Raw genomic sequence first — 17,982 nt, 5'->3', positions numbered from 1 at the left:
AGTTCTCCCCGGACCGAGTAGCGGGTACAGGGATGCCTTCTCTGCATGGCGAGCCGGTGTTCGCGCCTGTTCACGAGCCCGCCGAGCGGGTTTCTGCGGCTGAAGCTCGTGAGCGAGCCCTTGCCGAGGCCGATGTTCCCGAAGACGCGGTCGATGGCGACGCGATTGATCCCGTGGTGGCTCCCGTTGATGCCCCGGTTGAACAGATAGCGCCGGTCAGTCGCGGTGGGCGCAACATGCCGATCGCGACGATGATGGGTATCTCCATCCTGGTGGGTGCTCTGGCGATTGCGTGGTGGAATGCGCTGGCGTTCTCAATCGCGCTGATCGTGGTCTGTGTGGCTGCCACCTATGAGTGGAAGAAGGCGCTGCTCGGGAGTTCCCGGCGCATTTCGCTGACGCCCATCGCTTTGGCCACGGTCGGCATGGGGGTTGCGACGTGGACTGGTGGGCCCGAGGGCCTTGTCGTGGCACTTCTTGTGGGCTGCGCAGGTGTCGTGGCGTGGCGGGTCGCGGATGAGCGCGTCGAGAACACCATGGCTGACTCGATGGCGTCGATCCTCACGCTGATGTGGATCCCGTTCCTTGCAAGTTTCCTTATCTTGATGGAGACCGCGGAGTCTGGTTGGATTCGCGTCTTGATCGTGGTGTTGGCAGTGGTGGGTAATGACACCGGTGGCCTCTTTGCGGGAATGCTCTTTGGCAAGCACAAGATGGCACCTCGGGTGAGCCCCAAGAAAACGTGGGAAGGCTTCGCCGGAGGGCTGATCCTCGGTACCGCTGCTGCGGCTCTTTCCGCGTGGTGGCTCTTGGACGAGCGGTGGTGGATCGGTGCTGCAGTGGGCCTGGCCTGCTGCATCGCGGCTGTGCTGGGGGACCTCGCTGAGTCTGCACTCAAGCGGGATATTCAGGTGAAGGACATGAGTGGCGCCATCCCCGGCCACGGTGGGATCCTTGACCGACTGGACTCTATCCTCGTGGCGGCCCCGGTTGGCTACGTTGTTTTCGCATTGTTTTTAGGAGCGTCATGACTGACCGACCGTTGCTGCAGTTCGCGGCCCCCAAGCGCGGCAAGCCGCCGCGCCACTTCGCCGACCTCACCCGCGAAGAACGGCAGGAGGCGGTGCGTGAGCTTGGCCAGCCGGGATTCCGCGCCAATCAGTTGGCACGGCACTACTACTCTCACCTGACGAACGATGCCGCTGAGATGTCAGACCTTCCCGCGGACGCTCGTGACGAGATGGTGGATGCGCTGTTCCCCGAGCTCCTGTCGCCGGTGACGTCGCTTGAGGCCGACGGGGGAGCGACACGCAAGACGCTGTGGAGTCTGCACGACGGAGTCAAGGTCGAGTCCGTGCTGATGAAGTATCCCGAGCGCGCCACGCTGTGTGTCACTAGTCAGGCCGGGTGCGGAATGGCGTGTCCGTTCTGTGCCACGGGTCAGATGGGCTTGACTCGAAACCTGTCGGCCGCGGAGATCATCGAGCAGGTGCGGCTTGCTGCGAAGTCCGCGCGTGATGGCGACCTTGGCGGTGACCCGGTGCGGATGTCGAACGTGGTGTTCATGGGCATGGGTGAGCCGCTGGCGAACTACAAGGCCGTGATTGGTGCTGTTCGTGCACTCACCGCACCAGAGCCAGAGGGTTTTGGGCTCTCTGCCCGTCACGTCACGGTGTCGACTGTGGGCCTCGTACCGGCAATCGACAAACTGGCCAAGGAGGGCATTCCCGTCACCCTGGCGGTCAGTCTGCATGCTCCCGACGACGAGCTGCGCAATGAAATTGTGCCCATCAATACGCGCTGGTCAGTGGACGAGGCACTCGACGCGGCTCGGCGCTACTTTGACGCCACTGGGCGGCGCGTGTCGATTGAGTACGCACTGATCCGTGACATGAACGATCATGCGCACCGTGCAGACCTGTTGGGCGAGAAACTCAACGCACGGGGTGAAGGTTGGGTTCACGTCAATCCCATTCCTCTCAACCCCACACCTGGGTCAATTTGGACTGCGTCGGATCCTGCCGTTGAAAAAGAGTTTGTGAACCGCTTGCGGGCTCACGGGATTCCGACCACAATCCGCGATACTCGAGGTAGTGACATTGACGGCGCCTGCGGGCAGCTGGCGATCAAGGAGGCGTAAGTGGCGGCCAAGGGCATGTTCTCGCGGGTGAGTGTTTTCAAACTCGGCTATGAGCGAGAAGGCGTTGAAGAGTTCTTCTCGTATGCGCGTCATGCCTATGAGAATCAGGCTGGGGCTCAGCAGCTTGATCCGATGGAGGTGCGCCGCGCAAATTTTGATCTGGTGCATCGGGGGTATTCACCGGTGGAGGTCGACGCGGCGCTTGACCGTCTTGAAGTTGCCTTTGCTGTGCGAGGACGCGAACAGTTTGTGCGGACGCAAGGCCAGGATGCGTGGATGCGTGATCTTGCCGATCGTGCACAAGCGCTGTATCCCCGTCTGCGTCGCCCTGCAGGTGAGCGTTTTGCCCATCCAGGTGCCATGAGTGCGGGTTATGACGCCTCCGAGGTCGATGCGACGCTGGATCGACTGATTGCATTCTTTGATAAGGGTGAACAGGTCACTCCCGACGAGCTCCGGAACGTCATGTTTAAGCGCAAGAAGGGCCGTAAGGCTTACAGCGAGGCCGTCGTTGACGCCTACCTCGCGCGTGCGGTCGACATCCTGTTGGGCGCAACGTGACTGATGCTGCGTCTGGCCTGAGCCAGCGCAGTGTGTCGTTGTTGGGCTCGACGGGCTCCATCGGCACGCAGGCCCTGGACGTCATTGGCCGCAATCCCGAGTCGTTCCATGTGACCGCGCTTGCGGCTGGAGGTAGCGACCCGGACTTGGTGATCGCTCAGGCAAGGTCGGTGCGACCAGAGTTCGTTGCGGTTGCTCAAGCCGATGCCGCTGCGGAGGTAGCGCGCGCGCTCCCCGGCGTGGAAGTCGCCGGCGGAGCCGATGCCGTGGTGGAAGCCGCTTCACGCGGTGCTGACGTCGTTCTCAACGGCATCACAGGTTCCGTTGGTTTGCGCCCCACCTTGGCCGCGCTGGAGTCGGGGAGCACACTCGCACTGGCGAATAAGGAGTCGCTGGTGGCTGGCGGTGCGTTGGTGAAGCAGGCGATGCAGCGTGCAGACCAGATCGTGCCAGTTGATTCTGAGCACTCCGCGCTTGCGCAGGCGCTCCGTGGAGGTCGCGCAGACGAGGTGAAACGTTTGGTGGTGACCGCGTCAGGAGGCGCATTCCGTGGGCGTTCACGAGATGAGCTCACTGACGTGACTGCTGCGGACGCCCTGCAACACCCCACGTGGGATATGGGTGCCGTGGTGACGATCAACTCGGCGTCGATGGTCAACAAGGCCCTCGAAGTGATCGAGGCACATCTGTTGTTCGACATTGCGATGGAGCGCATTGACGTCGTGGTGCATGCTCAGTCAATCGTGCATTCGATGGTCGAGTTCGTTGATGGCTCGACGCTTGCGCAGGTCTCGCCTCCCGATATGAGGCTGCCTATCGCCCTCGGTTTGAGTTGGCCACACCGTGTCGCAGGCGCTTCGCCAGCGATGGACTGGACCCAGGCGCACACCTGGACGTTTGCGCCGCTCGACGAGCAAGCCTTCCCGGCGGTGAGTTTGGCCCGCCAAGCCGTGGCGGCATCGGCCCTTCATCCCGCGGTGTTCAATGCGGCGAACGAAGAGTGTGTCGCAGCCTTTATCGCGGGGCGTTTGCCGTTCCTCGGGATCGTTGAGACGGTGCGGAGCGTTGTGGAGGCATATGACGCTCCCGCCGAGTTGTCTTTGGACGCTGTCGACGAGGCTGAGCGGTGGGCGCGTGCGCGCGCTATCGCTGAGATCCATTGATCTCGCTGGCTGACGACTGGAATACGTGAGGTAGAACTGTGGCAACCGTGATTGGCATTGTGGTGCTCGTTGTCGGTCTTTTGGTCTCCATCGCGTTGCACGAGGTAGGGCATATGGTGCCTGCCAAGAAGTTCGGTGTGCGAGTGAGTCAGTACTTCGTGGGCTTCGGTCCAACGCTGTGGTCGCGTCACGGCAAAGAGACCGAGTACGGCGTTAAAGCTATCCCGTTGGGTGGCTACGTCAGGCTGATTGGCATGATCCCGCCGGCCGACAAGGTGAAGCCGGTGAAGGTCAAAGGCTGGGCGGGGCGGACTATCGCCGATGCCCGCGAGGCCGCCGTTGAGGAGATCCACGAAGGAGAAGATCACCGGGCTTTCTATCACCTGACGTGGTGGCGCAAGGTCATCGTGATGGCGGGTGGACCGCTGGTGAACCTTGTGCTCGCTGTGCTGCTGTTTACAGCGACCCTCTCGTTCATCGGTGCGCCGACCTCGACGCTGACCGTGGACTCCGTGGTCCCTTGTGTGCCGGCTGCTGGAGCCGTGGAGTGCAGCGCTGATGATCCTGAGTCTCCAGCCGCTGCTGCTGGACTTGAAGCCGGCGACACCATCACGGCTGTGGATGGCACGGACGTTGAGACCTGGGACGAGGCAACAGCCATCATTGGCGCGTCAGCGGGGGAGACCATTGACGTTGACGTCGTGCGAGATGGCGAAACTGTGACGTTGGACGTCACTCCCGAGGAGCGCGAACGCGTGGTCTACGACGACGCAGGCCAACCCGTGACTGACGATGCCGGTAACCCCGTGACGGAGACTGTGGGCTACATGGGGATGTACTCCGAGGTGCAGACTCAGCGCCAACCGTTGACTGCAGGCGCTGAGCTGACCTGGGACTACCTGGGACAGACCATACAGGTGATCGTCACGTTGCCGGAACACCTATACCACACGACTCGCGCGGCCTTCGGGCTGGAGGACCGCGACGCAAGTTCTGTCATTGGCGTGGTGGGTGTCGGGCAAGTAGCCGGAGAGATTGCTTCAGCAGATGTTGAGGGCTACGGGCTGAAGCACAAGGTCGGCGACATGATGATGCTGCTCGGTGGGCTCAATCTTGCCCTCTTTGCCTTCAACATGATCCCGCTGGTTCCCTTGGACGGTGGACATATTGCTTCGGCACTGTGGCAAGCCATCAAGAATGGTTGGGCCCGCGTGCGAGGCCTGGCTAAGCCAGCGCCCGTCGATGTGGCGCGAATGATGCCATTCGCGTATGCGATGTTCGGCTTCCTCATGCTCATGGGCGTGATTCTGATCTACGCAGACATCGTTGCTCCGGTCACCGTGGCCGGTTCGTAGTGTCGGTGTCCCTGCACACCTCAACGTTATGGAGATAATGAAGACGTGACTTCTATTGGACTCGGAATGCCCGCCATGCCACCTCCCACGTTGGCCCCGCGGCGCAAGACCCGCAAGATCAAGGTTGGCGACATCTACGTAGGCGGTGATGCGCCGGTCTCCGTGCAGTCGATGACCACCACGAAGACCCACGACATCAACGCCACGTTGCAGCAGATTGCGGAGCTCACGGCAGCGGGCTGCGACATCGTGCGTGTTGCGTGCCCCACGCAGGACGATGCGGACGCGTTGCCAGCCATCGCGAAGAAATCTCAGATCCCTGTGATCGCGGACATTCACTTCCAGCCCAAGTATGTGTTCGCTGCGATCGAGGCTGGTTGTGCTGCTGTGCGCGTGAACCCGGGCAACATCCGCAAGTTTGACGATCAGGTCAAAGAGATTGCCCAGGCGGCCAAGGATCACGGCACGTCTTTGCGCATCGGCGTGAATGCTGGCTCCTTGGACCCACGTCTGCTCGAAAAGTACGGGAAGGCTACTCCCGAGGCCCTGGTGGAATCTGCGGTGTGGGAGGCGAGTCTCTTCGAGGAGCATGACTTCCACGATTTCAAGATTTCGGTGAAGCACAACGATCCAGTCGTCATGGTGCAGGCGTACGAGCAGCTCAGTGAGCGTGGCGACTGGCCGCTGCACCTGGGTGTGACCGAGGCTGGCCCTGCGTTCCAGGGAACCATCAAGTCAGCGACGGCTTTTGGCGCACTGCTCAGCCGCGGCATCGGAGACACGATTCGGGTATCGCTTTCCGCTCCTCCAGTGGAGGAAGTCAAGGTCGGTATCCAGATCCTTCAGTCGCTCAACCTCAAGGAGCGCAAGCTAGAGATTGTGTCGTGCCCCTCGTGTGGTCGCGCGCAGGTCGACGTATACGAACTCGCAGAGAAGGTCACTGCTGGCCTCGAAGGCATGGAAGTGCCGTTGCGTGTCGCTGTCATGGGTTGCGTCGTGAATGGTCCTGGGGAAGCTCGCGAAGCCGACCTGGGGGTCGCATCGGGCAACGGCAAGGGTCAGATTTTTGTTAAGGGAGAGGTCATCAAGACTGTCCCTGAGTCGCAAATTGTCGAGACCCTCATCGAAGAGGCAATGCGCATTGCCGAGACGATGGAGACCGTCGACGGCGCGTCGCCCGAGGTTGTCGCCTCGTCATGACGGATTCGCTGCTCCGCAGGGCCCAGCACTCGCTGGCTCCTGCGCAGCAGCGCGACCTCGAACGCATGCGAGAGGCATGTGCGACGGACCCGGTAGCGCACGTGGTCCCAGCAATGCATGTGGAGACTGCTCTCGCATCAGGCGTTGTCCCGGCCGGCCTGTGGGCTGTTCGCCGGCGTGCTCGCTGGGGCCGGGAGCTCGCCGGCCTCGTTTTTGCCGGTGCGAACCTGTGTGCGGTCCTGCCTGACGTCGAGGACGCCGATGCTGAAGACGACCTCCGCGCTGACGTGGCCGCCGCCATGGTGGGAAGGTTGTCGCGCCCGGCTGCGATTGTTGGCGTTGCCGAGGTGATGCTCGACTTGTGGGGTCGAGTTGAGCCGTGGTGGGGGCCAGCGCGTGAGGTGCGCGAGCGCCAGATCTCCATGCGGATCGACGCGCCTGCCTCGCATGTGCGGGCGTTGGACACTGACGATCTTCATGTGGATGCTGTGCGGCGTGCGCGCCTCGACGATTACGAGCAGCTGTTGCCCGCTTGTGTGCACATGTTCATTGGTGAAGTGGGCTACGACCCGATGAGGCACGGTCGCGCGGCGTACGAGGAGCGCCTGAGATATCTGATCCGCTCAGGCCGGGCGTTCGTGCAATTCGGCACGATTGAAGGACAACGGGTCGTCGTGTTTAAAGCCGAGGTCGGTGCCTTGGGTGGCGGTGTGGCACAAGTCCACGGCGTATGGGTCCACCCCCAAGCGCGCGGACGGGGTCTCGCGCGCGCGGGACTCGCGGCTGCGATCGACGCTATACGCGCCGACATTGCACCCACAGTGTCGCTGTATGTGAATGATTTCAATGACCAGGCCTTGCGGACGTATGACGCTGTGGGATTCACGCGGGTCGGTGCTTTTGCCACGGTGATGTTTTAACCTCGAATGGCCATTACGCTTGTCTTATGTTGCGCATGACCACACTCTTCCTCCGCACTCTGCGTGAGGACCCGGCGAACGCTGAGGTCGCCTCCCACAAGCTTCTGATCCGCGCCGGATACATTCGTCGCGCGGCTCCTGGGATCTATTCGTGGATGCCCTTAGGACTGAAGGTATTGGCCAAGGTTGAGGCCATCGTGCGCGAGGAAATGGAGCGTTCGGGAAGCCAGGAAGTGCACTTCCCTGCACTGCTCCCAAGTGAGCCCTACGAGGCCACCGGTCGTTGGGAAGAGTACGGTCCCAACTTGTTCCGCTTGCAGGACCGCAAGGGCACGGACATGTTGCTTGCTCCCACGCACGAGGAGATGTTTACGCTCCTGGTCAAGGACATGTACACCTCGTACAAGGACCTTCCTGTCACTCTGTATCAGATTCAGACGAAGTACCGTGATGAGGCGCGCCCCCGTGCCGGTCTGCTGCGCGGCCGCGAGTTTGTCATGAAGGATGCGTACTCCTTTGACATCGACCACGCTGGCCTGGAGCGCTCATACGAAGCACAGCGCGAAGCGTACATTCGCATTTTTGATCGGCTTGGTCTGAACTACGTCATCGTGACGGCAACCTCAGGTGCGATGGGCGGTTCACGTTCCGAGGAGTTCCTGGCGCCTACGGAGATCGGCGAGGACACCTTCGTGCGATCGCCTGGGGGTTACGCCGCCAACGTGGAAGCGGTCACCACGCCCGTCCCGGATGCGCTTCCGTTCGATGAAGCCCCTGCGGCGCACGTTGAAGACACCCCAGACACGCCCACCATCGACACTTTGGTTGCGGCCGCAAATGCGGACCACCCGCGCGCCGATCGAGAGTGGACGGCTGCGGATACGCTGAAGAATGTGGTGCTCGCCGTGACAAGCCCCACCGGCGAGCGCTCGCTTGTCGTGGTGGGTCTGCCTGGAGACCGCGAGGCGGATATGACCCGTCTGACGGCCGCACTTGCCCCGAATGGTGTCGAGCCCGCCACTGAAGCGGACATTGCTCGTCACCCTGAACTCGTCAAGGGATACATTGGCCCGGGCGTCTTGGGTCCACAGGCGCGTGCCGAGGGGGCGGAGTACGGAAGCGAGGACGACACCGCGATTCCATACTTGCTCGATCCTCGGATTGTTGCGGGAACACGGTGGATCACGGGCGCCAACGAGTCGGGACGCCACGTCTTCGACCTCGTCGCTGGTCGTGACTTCGTGGGAGACGGAACTATTGAAGCCGCCAATGTGCGTGCTGGCGATCCTGCACCAGATGGCTCAGGCGCGCTGGAGCTCGCCCGCGGAGTCGAGATCGGCCACATCTTCCAGCTCGGCACCAAGTACGCCGAAGCACTTGATCTGAAGGTTCTCGACGTCAACGGCAAGCAGCAGGTGGTGTCGATGGGGTCGTATGGCATCGGCGTGACCCGTGTGCTGGCGCTGCTTGCCCAACTGAACCATGACGAACTAGGCCTCAAATGGCCCACTCACCTGGCGCCTGTCCAGGTCCACGTGGTGGCGACAGGTAAAGACGCTGCCGTCTTCGAGGCTGCGGAGCGCATGGCGCAGGAACTCGAGGACTCGGGTATCGAGGTGCTGTACGACGACCGGCCCAAGGTGTCGCCCGGTGTGAAGTTCAAGGATGCCGAACTGCTTGGCGCGCCATACATTCTTGTGGCTGGCCGCGGGTTGGCTGATGGAACTGTGGAGCTCAAGACGCGTGCGACGGGGGAGTCCGAGGACCTCCCCGTGGACACTGCGGTGCAGGCCGTCGTCGGCAAACTCGCGCAGTAACGCGCGCCTGACGGCCTTACGGCCTAGGGCGTTGACACGTGGGAGACGGATGCCCCGGGAAGCGCGGGAGCGAGCGGCGCCTCAGCGAGCCACGCCTCGACGGAGGATTCGTCGTCCGGCGTCTCGGCGTATGCCGCGGCTTGGGCGTAGGCGTCAAAGGCGCTGCTGATGAGCCAAGCAAGGTCATCGTGGTCAGCTCCATTGAGGAGCGCCGCATAGGTTTGACCGAGCGAGACTTCCTGCTGCTGCGCAAGAGCCGTGCGTGCTTGCGGGCTCGCCATGTCGGCGGTGGGTGAGACGTACACAGCCTGGCGCTCGTCCGTCACAGACGGAAGCGCAATGAGTGCGGAGGCACGTTCACGATGCATGTCTCGACGAGCAAGCCAGAGATCGCGCTCGTCGCCTTCCGACTTGGCAGCGAGTACCTCGTAGAGGTAGGCGCTCTGGTCATGTGTGAGGGCGAGTGCGGAGATAGTCGCTGCCTCAAGCGCTGGCGCAGTCGGCACCAAAGTCTCGGCCTCGAGTGCAGAACTCCCCGGAAGGCGTTCCGCAGCCACGGGGAGCTCGCCGCCGGCAAGTGCTGCGTCGACCCAGGTCGAGTACCACACCAACAGGGAGTGGGACAGGCCACCCGAGGCCAGCAAGAATGCCAGGTCTGGGTCAGAGGCCTGCAGCGCATCGGCGAGGTGTCCGTCGCGAGCATTTTCGACGACGTCGAGAAGCGGCACGCCTGGTGTTATTGACGTGGACGGGCTGGGTGAGGCTTCCGGGTATGCCTCGTAGACGCCTCCAAGAGCTTCGATCCGTTCGGGTGTGGTGGCTGCTTCCTGCCAAGCCAGGACGGGGGAGTTCGCCTCGGCATCTGGGGTCGATGCGCTCGCGAGAACGGCATCTTCGCGGTCGGCAGCATCGTCACGCATGATGGTGACGGCATCCGGCGAGGGGTAGGTCGGTGTGCTCGATTCCAGGCGCCACGAGCACCCTGTGATCAGCACGATGCCGGTGAGTGCCGCGGTCCACCGCGCCACCTGAGATGTGAGGGCCATAGCGGTCATACTCCCATGTGTCGCAGGTAGACTAGTGCGGACGAACTTCAGGAACGGACAGCGTGCATTCGACACGCGAGGAGGCGAATGGCCCATGGACATTGAAAGCCGGATTGCTGACCTCGCGGGGCCTGCCGCCCGTGAATCAGGACTTGATCTCGACGGTGTGAAGGTTTCGCCAGCGGGCAAGCGCACCAAGGTGCTGGTGACGGTGGATTTGCCTGAGACGGAAGTGGGCAGCGCAGATCTTGACGCTGTCGCCGCTGCTTCTCGCGCGATCGGCAAGGCATTGGACGATGCGAACGTCCCCTCGACGCCTTATGTGTTGGAAGTCTCGACTCCAGGTGCGGACAGGCCGCTCACAGAGCGTAAGCACTTTGCCCGGGCGCGCACGCGTCTCGTGGAACTCACCGTGGGCGATGAGACGTTGACGGGGCGTGTGTCGGATGTGACGGATACCGCAGTGGTGCTGGATATCGCCGATGCCTCTCGCGAGGTGGCTTTGGCCGACATCACCCAGGCGAAGGTCGTCGTCGAACTTAAGCGGATGGACTGACGCAGAGCGTCTGGTGACGGAGGATTCATGGACATCGATATGGGAGCCCTCAAGGGGCTCGCACGAGAGCGCGATATGTCGCTTGCCGTGCTTTTGGACGCTATTGAACAGGCACTCGTTTCCGCCTATCACAAGACCCCGGGCGCATACCGGGAAGCGCGTGCCGACGTGGACCGGGTGACGGGCACAGTGACGATTTTTGCCCGTGAGGATCTGGAGATTGATCCTGACGCGGACCCCGAGGCGGCCTTCACCCCGGTGGAGCGCCCAGAGTTCGATCACACGCCCATGGACTTCGGGCGCATTGCCACCATGACGGCACGGCAGGTCATCGTGCAGCGCATGCGCCAAGCGGGTGACGACCAAGTTCTCGGGAACTACGCGGACCGTGAAGGGACTCTGGTCGCTGGTGTGATCCAGCAGGCCGCGGATCCGCGCAATGTGCACGTGGACATCGGCGATGTCGAGGCGGTCCTCCCACAGCACGAGCAGGTTCCCACGGAAAAGTACGAGCACGGTGAGCGTTTGCGAGGCTACGTGCTGGACGTGTCCCGTGGACAAAAGGGGCCATCGATCACCCTGTCGCGTACGCACCCGAACCTTGTGCGGGCACTTTTTGAGCTTGAGGTCCCCGAGATTGCCGATGGCACAGTGGAAATCATGTCGCTGGCCCGGGAGGCCGGTCACCGTACCAAAATGGCGGTCCGCGCTACCGTTCCCGGCGTGAATGCCAAGGGTGCATGCATTGGCCCGGTGGGTTCCCGTGTGCGTGCAGTCATGAGCGAACTCCACGGCGAAAAGATCGACATCGTCGATTGGGATGAGGACCCCGCGATGTTCGTTGGCAACGCGCTTTCGCCTTCGCGTGTGGTCTCCGTGACTGTGGTCGATGAGGAAGAGCGTGCGGCGCGTGTGATCGTTCCTGACTTCCATCTGTCGCTTGCGATCGGCAAAGAAGGGCAGAACGCCCGCCTTGCGGCCCGGCTCACTGGCTGGCGCATCGACATCCGCTCCGACGAGGACCCGGACTCGCCCGTCGTGCGTCGTTAAGACACGCCGCGTACCTGTCAGGGATCTATAGACGCTAGACTAGAAGGGCCGAGAAACCATGTCCGGTGACTCCTTCATGCCCGCATCGCGCTCACATGAGCCGATGCGTACGTGTGTGGGGTGCCGTGGCACGGCTCCTCGGTCGGTCCTGATGAGACTGGTGCTAGACGGTGACAACGTGATTGTTGACACTGCTGGAACCCGCTCCGGACGCGGTGCTTGGCTGCACCGCGACCCGGACTGTTGTGAGACGGCGCTTAAGCGCCGGGCTTTCGGCAGGGCTCTTCGTCATCCGGGCGCTGACGCGTCTGGTGTGAAGGTGTCGTGAACATCGGTGCTGGACAATATTCGCTTTTCAAAGATGGGAAGAAAGCCCATGGCCGTCTGATGAGTACCTCACGATGAGTACCCAGCCGTAACGATGGTTCGACCCCTGCCTCGGTCGGACCGAGACAGGAGAATTGTGGCAAAGCCCCGCGTTCACGAGATCGCGAAAGAACTCGGCATCCCGAGCAAAGAGCTCATTACCAAGCTCAATGACATGGGTGAATACGTCAAGGGTGCATCCTCGACGCTGGAAGCCCCTGTGGTGCGCAAGGCACGTGAGGCGTTCCCCGCCTCCGACAACGCAGACAGCAAGTCTGACGCCGCGCCCAAGAAAGCACCTGCTAAGAAGGCAGCTGCACCCAAGCCCGGTCCTAAGCCGGCGCCTAAGCCTGCCCCCAAGGCCGAGGAAGCTGCACCCGCTGCTGACGCTCCCGTAGCGCAGGATGAGGCTCCTGCAGCGCCTGCGTCTAAGCCAGCTGCGAAGCCGGGTGCGAGTGCTCCGAAGCCCGGTGCCGCTAAGCCTGCCGCGGCTAAGGCCGATGCAAAGGCTGACGGCAAGGGTGACGCTAAGCCTGCCGCCAAGCCCGGTGCACCCACCCCGTCGGACATGCCTAAGCCGCGTCCGCGTCCGGGTGGCAATAACCCCTTCTCGGAGCGCTCCGCAGGCCCACGCCCGCGTCCGCGTCCCGGTGGTAACAACCCGTTCCAGACCTCGCGTCCCGGTGGCGGCCCAGGTGGCCGTCCAGGCGGTGGCCAGGGTGGACAAGGTGGCCCTGGTGGCCGCGGTCCCGGTGGTCCTGGTGGGCGTCCAGGCGGTGGCGCAGGTGGTCCCGGTGGCCGCCCGACACCAGGCCAGATGCCTCAGAAGGCCCCTGGCGGTTTCGGTGGTCGTCCCGGTGGTGGTCCTGGTGGCCGTCCCGGCGGTGGTCCCGGTGGTCCTGGTGGCCGTCCTGGCTTCGGTGGTCCTGGTGGCCGTCCTGCGGCCGGCGGTCGTGGCCGCGGTGGCGGTACTGCCGGTGCGTTTGGACGCCAAGGCGGTAAGCCAGCGCGCTCGCGTAAGAGCAAGCGCGCCAAGCGGGCCGAGTACGAGCAGCAGCAAGCACCCGCCATTGGTGGTGTGCAGATCCCACGCGGAGACGGCACCACCCTGTTGCGTCTCCGACGCGGTGCGACGCTGTCGGACTTCGCAGACAAGATTGATGTCAACCCCGCGTCGTTGGTGACGGTGCTGTTCCACCTCGGTGAGATGGCAACGGCCACACAGTCGCTCGATGAGGCAACCTTCGAGGCCCTCGGTGCGGAACTTGGCTACAAGATCCAGATCGTCTCGCCTGAAGAGGAAGACCGCGAACTGCTCGAGGACTTCGGACTCGACATCGAAGCCGAACTCGAGGCAGAGACCGATGCCGACCTCGAGGCTCGTCCTCCGGTCGTCACCGTCATGGGTCACGTTGACCACGGTAAGACCCGTCTGCTGGACTCGATCCGTAAGGCCGACGTCATCTCTGGCGAGGCCGGCGGTATCACCCAGCACATCGGTGCTTACCAGGTTCATCACGAGCACGAAGGCGTCACGCGTGCGATCACGTTTATTGACACCCCAGGTCACGAGGCGTTTACCGCTATGCGTGCTCGTGGTGCTCAGGTCACCGACATCGCGATCCTCGTGGTCGCTGCCGATGACGGTGTGATGCCGCAGACGATCGAAGCCTTGAACCACGCGCAGGCTGCAAACGTGCCTATCGTCGTGGCGATTAACAAGATCGATAAGGAAGGTGCCAACGCGGACAAGATCCGTCAGCAGCTGACTGAGTACAACTTGGTCTCTGAGGACTGGGGTGGCGACACCATGTTCGTCGAGGTGTCCGCGCTGAACAACCTGAACATCGACGCCCTGCTCGAGGCAGTTCTGCTGACCGCAGACGCCGGTCTTGACCTCCGTGCGAACCCCGACAAGGACGCCCGTGGTGTCGCAGTCGAGGCGCACCTAGACAAGGGACGCGGTGCTGTGGCAACGGTGCTGGTCAACTCGGGAACCCTCCGTGTGGGCGACTCGATTGTTGCCGGTACAGCTCACGGCCGCGTGCGTGCAATGTTCGACGAGCACGACAAGCCTGTCCAGGAGGCAACGCCTGCACGACCAGTGCTGGTGATCGGTCTGACGTCCGTTCCGGGCGCAGGCGACACCTTCTTGGTGGCGGACGATGACCGCACTGCGCGTCAGATCGCTGAGAAGCGTGAAGCCGCGGCACGTGCAGCTCAGTTGGCCAAGCGTCGCAAGCGCATCAGCCTCGAGGACCTCAACAAGGCCATCGAGGACGGCAAGGTCGACACCCTCAACCTCATCATCAAGGGAGACGTTTCCGGTGCCGTGGAGGCACTGGAAGATGCGCTCCTCCAGATCGATGTGGGCGACGAGGTCGATCTGCGCATCATCCACCGTGGTGTGGGTGCTGTGACGCAGAACGACGTGAACCTTGCCACGGTCGACAACGCAATCATTTTGGGCTTCAACGTCCGTCCTGCCGAGCGTGTGCAGGAGCTTGCGGACCGCGAAGGCGTCGACATGCGCTTCTACTCAGTCATCTACCGTGCCATCGAGGACGTTGAGGCGTCGCTCAAGGGCATGCTTAAGCCTGAGTTCGAAGAGAAGCAGGTTGGTGGCGCCGAGGTCATGGAGATCTTCCGGTCCTCCAAGTTCGGAAACATCGCTGGTTGCTTGGTGCGTAACGGCAAGATCGTGCGTAATGCCAAGGCCAAGGTGGTGCGTGAGGGTGTCGTCATCGGCGAGCCCACGATCGACACTCTGCGTCGCTTCAAGGATGACGTCACCGAGGTCAAGGACGGCTACGAGTGCGGTATTGGCTTGGGCAAGTTCAACGACCTGCGTGTCGGCGACATCATTGAGACCTTCGAGATGGTCGAGATTCCGAGGAACTAATGGCAGACAGTGCACGGGCGCTCAAGCTCGCGGGAACCATCAAGAAACTGGTGGCTCGCGCGCTTGAGACCGAGATCAAGGACCCTCGCTTGGGTTTCGTCACAGTGACCGATGTTCGTGTCACCGGCGACCTGCAACAGGCGTCCGTGTTTTACACGGTCTACGGCGGGGAAGAGGAGCGTGCCGACACGGCCGCTGCTCTGGCCTCTGCCAAGGGCCGACTGCGCTCGCTGGTGGGGCGTGAGCTGGGTATCCGGCTCACGCCCACCCTCGAGTTCCACCTCGATGCCGTGCCAGAAACGGCGGCAACGCTGGACAAGGCGCTTCATGAGGCGCACCAGCGTGACGAGGAGCTGCGCAAACTTCGCGAGAACGCAAAGTTCGCGGGTGAGGAAGACCCTTACCGCCACAGTGATGAGGCGGACGAGGATGGCAAAGCGTAGTAATGATGATCCGGCCCCCGGCATTGTCCTGGTGGACAAGCCGGCGGGCTGGACGTCGCATGATGTGGTGGCACGGATGCGCCGCCTCGCCAATACTCGCAAGGTAGGCCATGCGGGCACACTCGATCCGATGGCCACAGGACTGCTAGTTCTGGGCATCGGCAAGGCCACCAAGCTGCTGACGTATGTGGTGGGTCATGACAAGACCTACACGGCGACGATGCGCCTGGGGCAAAACACCGTGACCGACGATGCTGAGGGTGACGTCGTCACGACGACGGACGCCAGTGCGGTGACGCAAGCCGACATCGCCTCAGCGGTGGCGAATCTCACGGGCGACATCCAGCAAGCGCCTAGTGCTGTGAGTGCGATCAAAATCAATGGTGAGCGCGCCTATAAACGCGTTCGAGATGGCGAAGACGTGGAGATCCCTGCGCGTCCTGTCACTGTGCATGAGTTCACGATCACCGGCGCCCGTCGTGTCGACGCCTTTATCGAGCTCGATGTGCGCGTTGACGTGTCCTCCGGCACGTATGTGCGCGCTCTGGCCAGGGATCTCGGTGCCGCTTTGGGTGTGGGTGGGCACTTAACTGCCCTGCGCCGCATTAACGTCGGTGACTTCGAGGTCGCAGATGCGATGACTCTCGAACAACTCGAGGCAATTGTTGACGCTGGGGGAGAGGTGCCCCGCCTAGGACTGGGGGCTGCAGGTGCAGATATCCTGCCCGTTCGTGCGCTCAGTGAACGCGAAGCACGCACCCTCGGCTTCGGTCAGCATTTCAAAGACACCACCGATTTTGTCTATGACGGCCCGCTTGCCGGTATTGGGCCCGACGGCGATCTCATTGCCGTCGTCCGGCAGGTGGACGGACAAGTAAAGTCCGAGATCGTGTTCAAGCCTTCGCAGTCGTAGCGTTCATGCGCGTGAGTATGAAGTCCTATTTGAGTACTGAATGGTTGCCTAATCTGGGATGACTGGTTCGACCTCAAGGAGACCCGTCATGACTGAACCCACAGCCCCCTCACCCGAGTCTGGTGCCGCTACAGCATCGTCCCGGCCGTCCATGCTGGGCGCCACTGATATTGCTGGGCAGATGACACATGTCGAGGGACTGGCCAGCCTCGTGTCGGTTCAACCGGAATCGACCCTCTCAAGGACGGTCCTCAAGGAAGAGGGCGCACGCATTGTGCTCTTCGCCTTCGACAAAGGCCAGGTGCTGACCGAGCACACAGCTGCGATGCCAGTGTTGCTGATGGTTCTTGAAGGGCGGTTGGCGGTGACGGCAGAGGGGCGCACGGAGGAACTGTCACCAGGCGGTGTGATCCACCTGACTACGCGCTTGGCCCACGCTGTCGACGCCCTTGAGCCCAGCAAGCTCGCGCTCATCATGCTCGATCCCCGGTAGGAGCGTCTGTCCGTATCAGGCAGAATGGGCGCCATGCAGATTTGGCGTTCTCTGGCTGACGTGCCGGCAGACTTGGGTCCCACCGCGGTCACTGTCGGCAACTTTGACGGTGTCCATCGCGGCCATCAGGCTGTGCTGACTCGCATGGTCGCCGATGCTCGAGAGCGTGGCCAGCAAGCCGTGGCAATGACTTTTGAGCCGCACCCCAAGGCCGTGCACGACCCCGCCCACCCACCGCTGCTGATTACTGGTCTTGACGACAAACTCGAACGACTGGCGGCAACCGGACTGGATGCCGTGCTGGTCGTGGATTACACACTGGCGTTCGCTCAGCAGACTCCGCAGGAGTTTGTGCGTACCTGGCTCGTCGATGGGCTGGGCGCCAAGACCGTGGTGTTGGGGCAAGACACAAAGTTTGGCCGCGGTAATGCTGGAGATGTCGACACCATGCGCGTGTTGGGCACCACCATGGGTTTTGACACGGATGTGATCACTGACGCTTGTGGCACCTCCGAGTCGGGACGACGCTGGTCCTCGACCTGGGTCCGGGATCTTCTGGAGAACGGCCGCATGGATGAGGCCGCGACCATCTTGGGACGGCCACATCGGCTGCGCGGCGTCGTGGAGCACGGCGACAAACTCGGGCGCGAGATAGGGTTCCCCACCGCGAACGTGGGTGTGACGGGAGGCATGATTCCGCGACACGGTGTCTACGCCGGCTATCTGCAGGTGCTTGACTCGCGTGCCAACCCGGCTGCTGAATCGCTGGTGGGGCTGTCGTTGCCGGCCGCGATCAGCATCGGCTTCAACTACACAGTCGGGGTGGAGAGCCTTCGAGTTGAGGGATTCGTCATGGACAGGGACGGCCTGAACCTCTATGACACTGAGGTGGCGTTCGACCTCGTCAAGTGGCGTCGGCCGATGCTTGATTTTGGTTCCGTAGAGGCCTTGACGTCCGCACTTGCGGACGACGTGGCCTGGTGCCGCGACGCGTTACATCTTGATTAAGGTGCAGGCATCGAGGGACACAGGTATGTGCCACCCGATAGGGTTTGTC

17 protein-coding genes are annotated in these 17,982 nt (G+C 62.4%); 16 read left to right on the top strand and 1 reads right to left on the bottom strand.

Annotation, left to right across the window (positions count from 1 at the left end; all coding sequences use genetic code 11):
- Nucleotides 1-32: 32 nt before the first annotated feature.
- The 8 genes from AOP79_RS09320 to AOP79_RS09285 are packed head-to-tail and all read left to right on the top strand — an operon-like array spanning nucleotide 33 to nucleotide 9,156.
- Nucleotides 33-1,031 carry a phosphatidate cytidylyltransferase gene (locus AOP79_RS09320; protein ID WP_161794252.1) on the top strand — a complete coding sequence of 333 codons (999 nt, stop codon included), beginning with the start codon at nucleotides 33-35 and terminating at the stop codon, nucleotides 1,029-1,031.
- Entirely contained in the window at nucleotides 1,028-2,140 is a 1,113-nt protein-coding gene (gene rlmN / locus AOP79_RS09315; RefSeq protein WP_062072866.1) for a dual-specificity RNA methyltransferase RlmN, read from the top strand. The genes AOP79_RS09320 and rlmN overlap by 4 nt, the downstream gene beginning before the upstream one ends.
- Nucleotides 2,141-2,701: a DivIVA domain-containing protein gene (locus AOP79_RS09310; protein WP_236683354.1), complete on the top strand. Its 561-nt coding sequence runs from the start codon at nucleotides 2,141-2,143 to the stop codon at nucleotides 2,699-2,701.
- Nucleotides 2,698-3,864 (top strand): 1-deoxy-D-xylulose-5-phosphate reductoisomerase, encoded by a 1,167-nt coding sequence (gene dxr / locus AOP79_RS09305; RefSeq protein WP_236683352.1) that lies wholly within the window; start codon nucleotides 2,698-2,700, stop codon nucleotides 3,862-3,864. The genes AOP79_RS09310 and dxr overlap by 4 nt, the downstream gene beginning before the upstream one ends.
- A 38-nt stretch (nucleotides 3,865-3,902) precedes the next feature.
- On the top strand, nucleotides 3,903-5,219 hold the full coding sequence (locus tag AOP79_RS09300) for a M50 family metallopeptidase (protein ID WP_062072864.1): 1,317 nt from the start codon (nucleotides 3,903-3,905) through the stop codon (nucleotides 5,217-5,219).
- Between the two features lie 45 nt (nucleotides 5,220-5,264).
- A complete protein-coding gene (gene ispG / locus AOP79_RS09295) occupies nucleotides 5,265-6,419 on the top strand; it encodes a flavodoxin-dependent (E)-4-hydroxy-3-methylbut-2-enyl-diphosphate synthase (RefSeq protein ID WP_082093522.1) in 1,155 nt (384 codons plus the stop codon).
- Nucleotides 6,416-7,339: a GNAT family N-acetyltransferase gene (locus tag AOP79_RS09290; RefSeq protein ID WP_062072859.1), complete on the top strand. Its 924-nt coding sequence runs from the start codon at nucleotides 6,416-6,418 to the stop codon at nucleotides 7,337-7,339. Before ispG ends, AOP79_RS09290 begins: the two co-directional genes overlap by 4 nt.
- A gap of 35 nt (nucleotides 7,340-7,374) precedes the next feature.
- Complete coding sequence (locus AOP79_RS09285) at nucleotides 7,375-9,156, top strand: proline--tRNA ligase (RefSeq protein WP_062073029.1); 1,782 nt, start codon at nucleotides 7,375-7,377, stop codon at nucleotides 9,154-9,156.
- 23 nt (nucleotides 9,157-9,179) lie between these two features.
- On the opposite strand, the gene AOP79_RS09280 is transcribed toward AOP79_RS09285, so the two are convergent.
- Nucleotides 9,180-10,202 carry a hypothetical protein gene (locus AOP79_RS09280; RefSeq protein WP_062072857.1) on the bottom strand — a complete coding sequence of 341 codons (1,023 nt, stop codon included), beginning with the start codon at nucleotides 10,200-10,202 and terminating at the stop codon, nucleotides 9,180-9,182.
- A 94-nt stretch (nucleotides 10,203-10,296) separates the two neighbouring features.
- On the opposite strand from AOP79_RS09280, the gene rimP reads away from it, so the two are divergent.
- The 8 genes from rimP to AOP79_RS09245 all read left to right on the top strand — a co-directional run bounded on the left by rimP (nucleotide 10,297) and on the right by AOP79_RS09245 (nucleotide 17,933).
- Complete coding sequence (gene rimP, locus AOP79_RS09275) at nucleotides 10,297-10,758, top strand: ribosome maturation factor RimP (RefSeq protein ID WP_062072855.1); 462 nt, start codon at nucleotides 10,297-10,299, stop codon at nucleotides 10,756-10,758.
- A 27-nt stretch (nucleotides 10,759-10,785) separates the two neighbouring features.
- Nucleotides 10,786-11,808, top strand: coding sequence for a transcription termination factor NusA (nusA, locus tag AOP79_RS09270; RefSeq protein ID WP_062072853.1), 1,023 nt, complete (start codon nucleotides 10,786-10,788; stop codon nucleotides 11,806-11,808).
- A 58-nt stretch (nucleotides 11,809-11,866) separates the two neighbouring features.
- On the top strand, nucleotides 11,867-12,136 hold the full coding sequence (locus AOP79_RS12085) for a YlxR family protein (protein ID WP_201774455.1): 270 nt from the start codon (nucleotides 11,867-11,869) through the stop codon (nucleotides 12,134-12,136).
- Between the two features lie 135 nt (nucleotides 12,137-12,271).
- Nucleotides 12,272-15,076, top strand: a complete 2,805-nt coding sequence (infB, locus tag AOP79_RS09265; protein ID WP_062072850.1) for a translation initiation factor IF-2 — start codon at nucleotides 12,272-12,274, stop codon at nucleotides 15,074-15,076.
- Nucleotides 15,076-15,519 carry a 30S ribosome-binding factor RbfA gene (gene rbfA / locus AOP79_RS09260; RefSeq protein WP_062072848.1) on the top strand — a complete coding sequence of 148 codons (444 nt, stop codon included), beginning with the start codon at nucleotides 15,076-15,078 and terminating at the stop codon, nucleotides 15,517-15,519. The genes infB and rbfA overlap by 1 nt, the downstream gene beginning before the upstream one ends.
- Nucleotides 15,506-16,432: a tRNA pseudouridine(55) synthase TruB gene (truB, locus tag AOP79_RS09255; RefSeq protein ID WP_062072846.1), complete on the top strand. Its 927-nt coding sequence runs from the start codon at nucleotides 15,506-15,508 to the stop codon at nucleotides 16,430-16,432. Before rbfA ends, truB begins: the two co-directional genes overlap by 14 nt.
- 88 nt (nucleotides 16,433-16,520) lie before the next feature.
- A complete protein-coding gene (locus AOP79_RS09250) occupies nucleotides 16,521-16,925 on the top strand; it encodes a cupin domain-containing protein (protein ID WP_236683350.1) in 405 nt (134 codons plus the stop codon).
- A gap of 33 nt (nucleotides 16,926-16,958) precedes the next feature.
- On the top strand, nucleotides 16,959-17,933 hold the full coding sequence (locus tag AOP79_RS09245) for a bifunctional riboflavin kinase/FAD synthetase (protein WP_062073027.1): 975 nt from the start codon (nucleotides 16,959-16,961) through the stop codon (nucleotides 17,931-17,933).
- Nucleotides 17,934-17,982 lie beyond the last annotated feature (49 nt).

Source organism: Demequina sediminicola, from assembly GCF_000975055.1.
Lineage (GTDB): Bacteria > Actinomycetota > Actinomycetes > Actinomycetales > Demequinaceae > Demequina > Demequina sediminicola.
Note: the sequence above shows the minus strand (reverse complement) of the source record. Positions and strands in the feature narration are given on the sequence as shown.

Bases quoted from the DNA above. Each gene is read 5' to 3' on its own strand.
- AOP79_RS12085 (WP_201774455.1), top strand. From the start codon at position 11,867: ATGTCCGGTGACTCCTTCATGCCCGCATCGCGCTCACATGAGCCGATG.
- AOP79_RS09250 (WP_236683350.1), top strand. From the start codon at position 16,521: ATGACTGAACCCACAGCCCCCTCACCCGAGTCTGGTGCCGCTACAGCA.
- rimP (WP_062072855.1), top strand. From the start codon at position 10,297: ATGGACATTGAAAGCCGGATTGCTGACCTCGCGGGGCCTGCCGCCCGT.
- nusA (WP_062072853.1), top strand. From the start codon at position 10,786: ATGGACATCGATATGGGAGCCCTCAAGGGGCTCGCACGAGAGCGCGAT.
- truB (WP_062072846.1), top strand. From the start codon at position 15,506: ATGGCAAAGCGTAGTAATGATGATCCGGCCCCCGGCATTGTCCTGGTG.
- rbfA (WP_062072848.1), top strand. From the start codon at position 15,076: ATGGCAGACAGTGCACGGGCGCTCAAGCTCGCGGGAACCATCAAGAAA.
- AOP79_RS09290 (WP_062072859.1), top strand. From the start codon at position 6,416: ATGACGGATTCGCTGCTCCGCAGGGCCCAGCACTCGCTGGCTCCTGCG.
- AOP79_RS09280 (WP_062072857.1), bottom strand. From the start codon at position 10,202: ATGGCCCTCACATCTCAGGTGGCGCGGTGGACCGCGGCACTCACCGGC.
- AOP79_RS09245 (WP_062073027.1), top strand. From the start codon at position 16,959: ATGCAGATTTGGCGTTCTCTGGCTGACGTGCCGGCAGACTTGGGTCCC.
- AOP79_RS09320 (WP_161794252.1), top strand. From the start codon at position 33: ATGCCTTCTCTGCATGGCGAGCCGGTGTTCGCGCCTGTTCACGAGCCC.
- AOP79_RS09285 (WP_062073029.1), top strand. From the start codon at position 7,375: ATGACCACACTCTTCCTCCGCACTCTGCGTGAGGACCCGGCGAACGCT.
- rlmN (WP_062072866.1), top strand. From the start codon at position 1,028: ATGACTGACCGACCGTTGCTGCAGTTCGCGGCCCCCAAGCGCGGCAAG.